The following is a 6,387-nucleotide window of genomic DNA, read 5'->3' on the forward strand; positions in this document are numbered from 1 at the left end:
CGCGATCCAAATGTGGGAGCTGGCTTGCCTGCGATTGCGCAGTGTCAGTCGATGAAGTGTTGGCTGGCCCACCGCTATCGCAGGCAAGCCAGCTCCCACAAGTACCGCGGCGCACCACAGTTAGGTACACCCATCAGTTACACGGTTTGTCTTCACGACGCACTTGCGCCTGGCTCGCGCTCCAGTCTGTCAACAGGCTGTAGGCCACCGCCAGCAACGTCGGGCCAATAAACAGGCCGATAAAGCCGAACGCTATCAACCCGCCAAATACACCCAACAACACAATCACCAACGGCAGGTTGCCGCCACGGCTGATCAGGTACGGCTTGAGCACGTTATCCACGCCGCTGATCACGAACGTGCCCCACACGCCCAGGAATACCGCGTAGGTGTAGTCGCCCTTCCACGCCAGCCACGCCGTGGCCGGGATCCACACCAGCGGCGGCCCCATGGGAATAAGGCTGAGCAGGAAAGTCACGATACCCAGCACCAGCGCGCCCGGTACGCCGGCGATCAGAAAGCCGATCAGCGCCAGCAGCGCCTGGGCCGCAGCGGTGCCGATCACACCATTGACCACTCGCTGTACCGTGCCAGCCACCAGTTCGATGTAATAGCCGGCGCGTTCGCCGATCAGGCGCTCCAACAGGCGGTGCACAAACATCGCCAGTCGCGGCCCGTCACGGTAGAAAAAGAATACGAAGACCAGGCTCAGGGTCAGCTCGAGAATGCCGCCGCCAATTTGCGCACTGCGCGCCAACAACCAATTGCCGACCTGGCCCAGGTACGGCTTGATGCTCACCATCAGCGCCGCGCCTTGTTGATCAATGCTGTCCCAGGTCGCCACCAGGCGCTCGCCTACGAAGGGGATCGACCCCAACCAGGTCGGCGCCTCGGGCAAGCCGTCGACCTGGATGTCCTTGATCAGCGCCACCGCATCACGCACATGGTCCGCCAGGTTGAACCCCAGCCATACCAATGGCACCGCCACCAGCAACATCCAGCCCAACGTCAAGATGCCAGCGGCCAGGGACTCCCGGCCGCCGAGCCAACGGGTGAGCAAACGCATCAGCGGCCAGCTGGCAAATGCCAGCACCGCGCCCCAGAACAGCGCCGACCAGAACGGCGCCATGACCCAGAAGCTGGCACCAAACAGCACCAGCAGCAGGATTTGCACCAGCAGGCGATCGTTATTGAGCATCGGGTATCTCGAGAAGAAGGCTGTAGGAAGAGAGCTTAGGCGAACGGCGCGGGTCCGTTCGCCCGTGTGATGCTTAGCGTATCAGATGCAGATGCAGCCCTTGGGTTTCACCGGCGCCGGTTTCCAGACGGGCGGTGCGCACGCCCTTCTCCACCAGCGCCTGGCGCCAGGCCTCGGTGTGCGGCCCGCTCAGGCTCACGCGCAGGGTGGTGTCGAGGTTCAAGGCACGGGATATCAAGGTCAGCCAGGTGTCATCAGGCTCGGCGCCCAGCGCGGGGAAATCCAGCTCGCCGGTGCTTTTGAGTTCACGCAGCAGGGTGGCCGAGGTGGGCAGCAGGTTGCCCAGAGGCGCGCTGGCGTCGAGTTGCTCCACATGCAGGTAGGCGCGACGGTTACCGCGGGTAATGCCATACAGCGCGACCAGGGAATTGTCCTGCGGGGCGGCCAGGCGAAGCAGCAGGTACTCCTGTTGGCCGTCGGCGCCCACTAGCTTGGCGTTACCAAACACCTCGTTGGCCCACAGGCTGCTTTCGCCACAATCGCGGGCCTTGCACCAGAACAACAACTGCGCGCCCTTGGCCTGCAAGGCTTCGCGTGTTGCGGTAAAGGCGGCGCTGGAGCTGTGTTCGGCGGGTAGTTCATAGGTGATGGCAGTGGCTGGGCCGCGTGCGATGGCCTGGCCTTCGTAGCGCAACTGGCCGCTGATCTTGCGGATTGCGCCCATGGGGTAGATGCGTTCCTTGTCTTCAGCAGGGCGGTAATCGACGATTTGCGCATCAACCTGACGGGCTACCGCCGGTAAATCCTGGCTGCCGGGCAGATCGGCGGCAAATACCAGGGGGCTGAAACAGCAAAGGCCTAGGGCACGGATACATCCTTTACCCAGGCTCATCGGATCAGCGAGCCCTGGCCAATGTTGGTCACAGCGATATCGAGTGTGTTCATGGTTGACTCCCTTTCAATCCGCCCAGCCTCGGCAGTTGACCCCGCCAAGTCAAGGCGTGGAGAAGAACCGATTGAAACAGTCTGCAACAAGAGCTGCACCGGGCTCGTCATTAAGGTGTAAATGATGGCCGCCTGGCAGCGTGGTAACCGTGAAGGGTAGCTGAGAAAGCAATTCGGAATGTTTCGCCAGCATGCCGTCAGCCGCGACCACCAACTGCGTAGGGCACCCTACCCTTCGCACGAAAGCCATGGCCTGTTCATCGGTCAGGCGCATCGGCGACGCCAGGGTCAGGCGGCTATCGCTGCGCCAAGTGTAACCGCCCGGCACCGGCATCAAACCGCGCTGGGCCAGGAGTTGCGCCGCTTCACGGCTGACCGCCACCACGCCTTTCATCCGCGCCTCAACGGCCCGATCAAGGCTGTTGTAGACGGGTTTGCGCTTGTCCTGCAGGCTCAATTGCGCCTGCAACGCCATGCCCAGGCGCTCGGCCGCGTTCTCGCCGCTGGCGGTCGGTGGGATCACGCCGTCGATCAGGCCCAGGTGTGTCACCCGCTCCGGCAAGGCCCCGGCCAACACCAGGGAGACTATGGCGCCAAGGGAGTGGCCAAGTAATGCAAAACGTTTCCAGCCCAGTTGCTCGGCCACCTGCAGCACGTCGTAGACGTAATCCCACAAGGCATAACCGGCGCCAGCCGGGCGGTGCGCCGAATGCCCATGCCCCGCCATGTCCAGGGCGACGATGCGCAACCCGTGCAACTTGGGCGCCAGGCGCGCAAAGCTGTTGGCGTTGTCCAGCCAGCCATGCAAAGCAATCACCGGCAGCCCATCCTCGGGCCCGAACAGATGCGCGGCCAATTCGATGTGCGGCAAGCTCAGGCGAACCTCTTCGACAGGCGTACTCATGCGCAACTGCGCTCGCGGGCCTGCCAGCGGGCGAACAGGTTTTTGATCAAGGCAGCGGTGTCCTGGGGGCGTTCAAGAGGGAACATATGGCCCCCGGGCATGGTGAGCATTTCGCCCATGGGCAAGCGGTCGACACCGCTGGCATGGTGACGCATCACCACCCGGCTCTGGCGGCCACGCACCACGGCCAGCGGCACCTTCAACTGGCGCACCTGGCCCGGGCTGGTGTGGGGCACGCCGCGATAGATGCTGATTTCGGTGGCTGGGTCGAACCGCAGGCGCAGGCGATCGCCCACTTGCTGCAGACCATGTTGCAGGTACGCGTCAAAGCAATCGGGGTCAAAGCCACGGAACAGGGTCTTGCCGGCGAAATAGCTGCGCGCGGTGTCCAGGTCGGTGAATTCTTCGCGCCGGCCAAGCGTGCGCCCAGCCGGGGTGAGGCGGTCGATAAAACCAAAGCGCTTGGCAGCGCGGATCACCCAGCGGTCTGCGCGGGTGAGCACCGGCGAATCCAGCATCACCACGCCCCGGTACAGGTGCGGGCAGCGCATGGCCGCGTGCAAATGCAGCACGCCTCCCAGGGAATGGCCCACGCCCCATACCGGTTCTGGCTGCTGCTCCAGATGGTGGATCAGTTCGTCCACCAGGTTCTGCCAGTTATCATCCACCGGGAACCTGGGGTCGTGACCGTGCTGCGGCAGATGTGCCACCGCATATTCCGGGGCCAGGGCGGCAAACAGCTTGCCGTAAGTGGCCGAAGGGAAGCCATTGGCGTGGGTAAAAAACACGTGCTGCGACATACAGGTTCCATCAACAAAACAGAGGGGGATTGTCACCATGCCCGGCCTCTACAGCAATGACTGTAACTGCCAGGAATGATGACACTCACGCCACGCCTATCGCGCCGGCGGTTGTTCACCCAGCGGCACCACGGCCATGGTCAGGCGCGAGACACAACTGGCCTTGCCCTCGTCGCTGCTCAAACGGATGTCCCACACTTGGGTAGTGCGCCCGATATGAATAGCCTTGGCCACCGCCGTCACCCGACCGCTGCGCACACCGCGCAGATGGTTGGCGTTGACCTCCAGGCCCACGCAATAGAACTTGCTTGCATCAATGCACAAGTAGGCGGCCATGGAGCCGACACTTTCGGCCAGCACCACCGAGGCCCCGCCGTGCAGCAGGCCGTAGGGCTGATGGGTGCGGTGGTCGACCACCATACTGGCGGTAAGGGATTCGTCGTCGAAGCTTTCGAAACGAATATCCAGCATTTCACCGATGGTGTTTTTCTGGATCGCGTTGAGGTGTTCGATATTCGGTTGGGTACGCCACAGGCTCATACGGTTGTCCTTGTTGGTTTTATTACGACCCTAATCCTGCCACAGAACGGTTTCGGCGCGCGCGCTCCATGCTTGCAATTGTGGCCCGTACGTCGACTCGATCACGTTGCGTTTGATCTTCAAGGTCGGCGTGAGAAAACCGTTTTCCACCGCCCAGTGGTCTTTCACCACCACCAATTGCCCCATGCGTTCGTGCTTGTCCAGGCCCGCGTTCACCTGTGCCAGCCAGCGTTCAAGACCACTGCCGAGGGCTTGGCGGTCCTCGCCGGGTGCCGACAAGACGCACAGCCCTATCGGCGCGCTGAGCCCCTCGCCGACCACACACACCTGTTCAATACGTGCATGTTCGGCCAGGCGGTTTTCAATCGGCGCCGGGGCCACGTATTTGCCTTTGCTGGTCTTGAAAATTTCCTTGAGGCGTCCGGTCAGGCGCAGGCGACCGTCCGCGTCCTGCTCGCCCTTGTCACCCGTGCGCAGGAAGGCATCTGCGGTGAGCGTATCCGCGGTTTTCTGCGGGTCCTTGAAGTAGCCCAACATGGTCGCGCCACTGTGTACCTGCACTTCGCCTGACGGGTCGATACGCACTTGCACGCCTGGGCAGGGCTGGCCGATCCAACCAAGCGTTTGCCCACCTGGGCGACACACATGGGAATAGCCGCAGTTTTCGGTCATGCCATATACCTCCAGCACATCCAGGCCCAGGCGCTGATACCAACGCAGCAACGCCTCGGGCACCGGCGCCGCGCCGGAAAGAGCGATACGCAGCGCATCCAGCCCCAGACCGGCGAGGACTTTATGGCCGACGCGCTTGCCGATAAAAGGCAGGCTTAACAGCATATCGAGCCTTTTTTCCGGGATTTTGGCGTAGACGCCCAGTTGGAATTTGGTCCAGATGCGCGGCACGCCAAACAAGGCCGTCGGCCGCGCCCTGCGCAAATCGGTCAGGAAGGTCTCCAGGCTCTCAGCAAAAAAAACGGTTTGCCCGGTATAGATCGACGCCATTTCCACAAACATTCGCTCCGCCACATGGCACAGCGGCAGGTACGACAGCAACCGGTCATCCTCTCCCAGGCCAAACAACTCAGTACCGCGCGTGGCAGCACACCCCAAGGCGCCGAAACTGTGCATCACCCCTTTGGGCAGGCCGGTCGTGCCGGAGGTGTAGATGATGGTAGCCAGGCTGTCGGCATCCGGTAGCGGGTTGTCCTGAATCGGCGAGCAGGCTTGCAGGTTCGCCCAGTTGAAATCGAAAGCCCCGTCAGGACACAGCGGCAGGCTGATAGTCGGGACACCCGCAGGGATGCCAGGCGCCATCGCCGACCAATCATCAAGCTTGCCGATCAGCGCCAACCGCGCCTGCGAGTGAGTCAGCACATGGGCGACTGAGTCCGCGGTGAGGTTGGGATAAAGCGGCACCGACACATGCCCGGCCATCCAGATCGCTAGGTCGGCGATGATCCAGTGGGCGCAGTTTTTTGAAATCAAGGCAATGTGCGAACCCTGGGGCAACTCCCGCGCACGCAGCCAGTGCGCAGCGCAACGGACCTGGTGGCCGACATCGCCCCAGGTGAGGGCCTGCACCTCACCGCCGCCGATGGGCTGAACGAGGAAGACTTTGCGCGGGTGCCGCGCTTCACGCTCGAAGAAGACCTGCAACGGCAAACGAAAAGCGACAGGCATGGGACGCGCTCCTTTGTGATCCGAGATACAGCCGACCAAGCACTTGCTTGGTTGACGGTATAGCACAGGTAAAGGAAATGGCTTGTCGCTAACCACGATGCGAAGCGAGCCGCTCTTGATCTGCTCTTGATCTTGATCTCAGGCGCCCCGTCGAACCACGCTGGCCGGAATTCCGGGTCCTTTTCCAAAAGTCAGGGCGGAACTCTAAGTGGCCGTTACCGCAGGAATGGATATGTACTCGGTATAACGGTGTCGCCTGTCAGGTCGTCATCGCAGGCAAGCCAGCTCCCACATTTGGATTGCGGGGTGTCATGTAGATA

Annotated in this window: 6 protein-coding genes; all 6 read right to left on the reverse strand. The window is 62.1% G+C overall.

Translation table 11 applies throughout. From position 1 onward, the window contains the following. Positions 1-133: 133 nt before the first annotated feature. Positions 134-1,198: an AI-2E family transporter gene (locus tag AC4PS6_RS01200; protein ID WP_003190063.1), complete on the reverse strand. Its 1,065-nt coding sequence runs from the start codon at positions 1,196-1,198 to the stop codon at positions 134-136. 73 nt (positions 1,199-1,271) lie between these two features. Further along, positions 1,272-2,090: a DUF4892 domain-containing protein gene (locus AC4PS6_RS01205; protein ID WP_019816697.1), complete on the reverse strand. Its 819-nt coding sequence runs from the start codon at positions 2,088-2,090 to the stop codon at positions 1,272-1,274. 102 nt (positions 2,091-2,192) lie between these two features. After that, the gene (locus AC4PS6_RS01210) at positions 2,193-3,047 is read right to left on the reverse strand and encodes an alpha/beta hydrolase (protein ID WP_020301706.1); all 855 of its coding nucleotides are present in this window, start codon (positions 3,045-3,047) and stop codon (positions 2,193-2,195) included. Continuing rightward, the gene (locus AC4PS6_RS01215) at positions 3,044-3,847 is read right to left on the reverse strand and encodes an alpha/beta fold hydrolase (RefSeq protein ID WP_014717752.1); all 804 of its coding nucleotides are present in this window, start codon (positions 3,845-3,847) and stop codon (positions 3,044-3,046) included. The genes AC4PS6_RS01210 and AC4PS6_RS01215 overlap by 4 nt, the downstream gene beginning before the upstream one ends. 96 nt (positions 3,848-3,943) lie before the next feature. Further along, on the reverse strand, positions 3,944-4,387 hold the full coding sequence (locus AC4PS6_RS01220; protein ID WP_014717751.1) for a hotdog fold thioesterase: 444 nt from the start codon (positions 4,385-4,387) through the stop codon (positions 3,944-3,946). A 30-nt stretch (positions 4,388-4,417) separates the two neighbouring features. Beyond that, positions 4,418-6,067: an AMP-binding protein gene (locus AC4PS6_RS01225; RefSeq protein ID WP_336827079.1), complete on the reverse strand. Its 1,650-nt coding sequence runs from the start codon at positions 6,065-6,067 to the stop codon at positions 4,418-4,420. Positions 6,068-6,387 lie beyond the last annotated feature (320 nt).

This window comes from Pseudomonas sp. DW-iso17 (assembly GCF_058725345.1).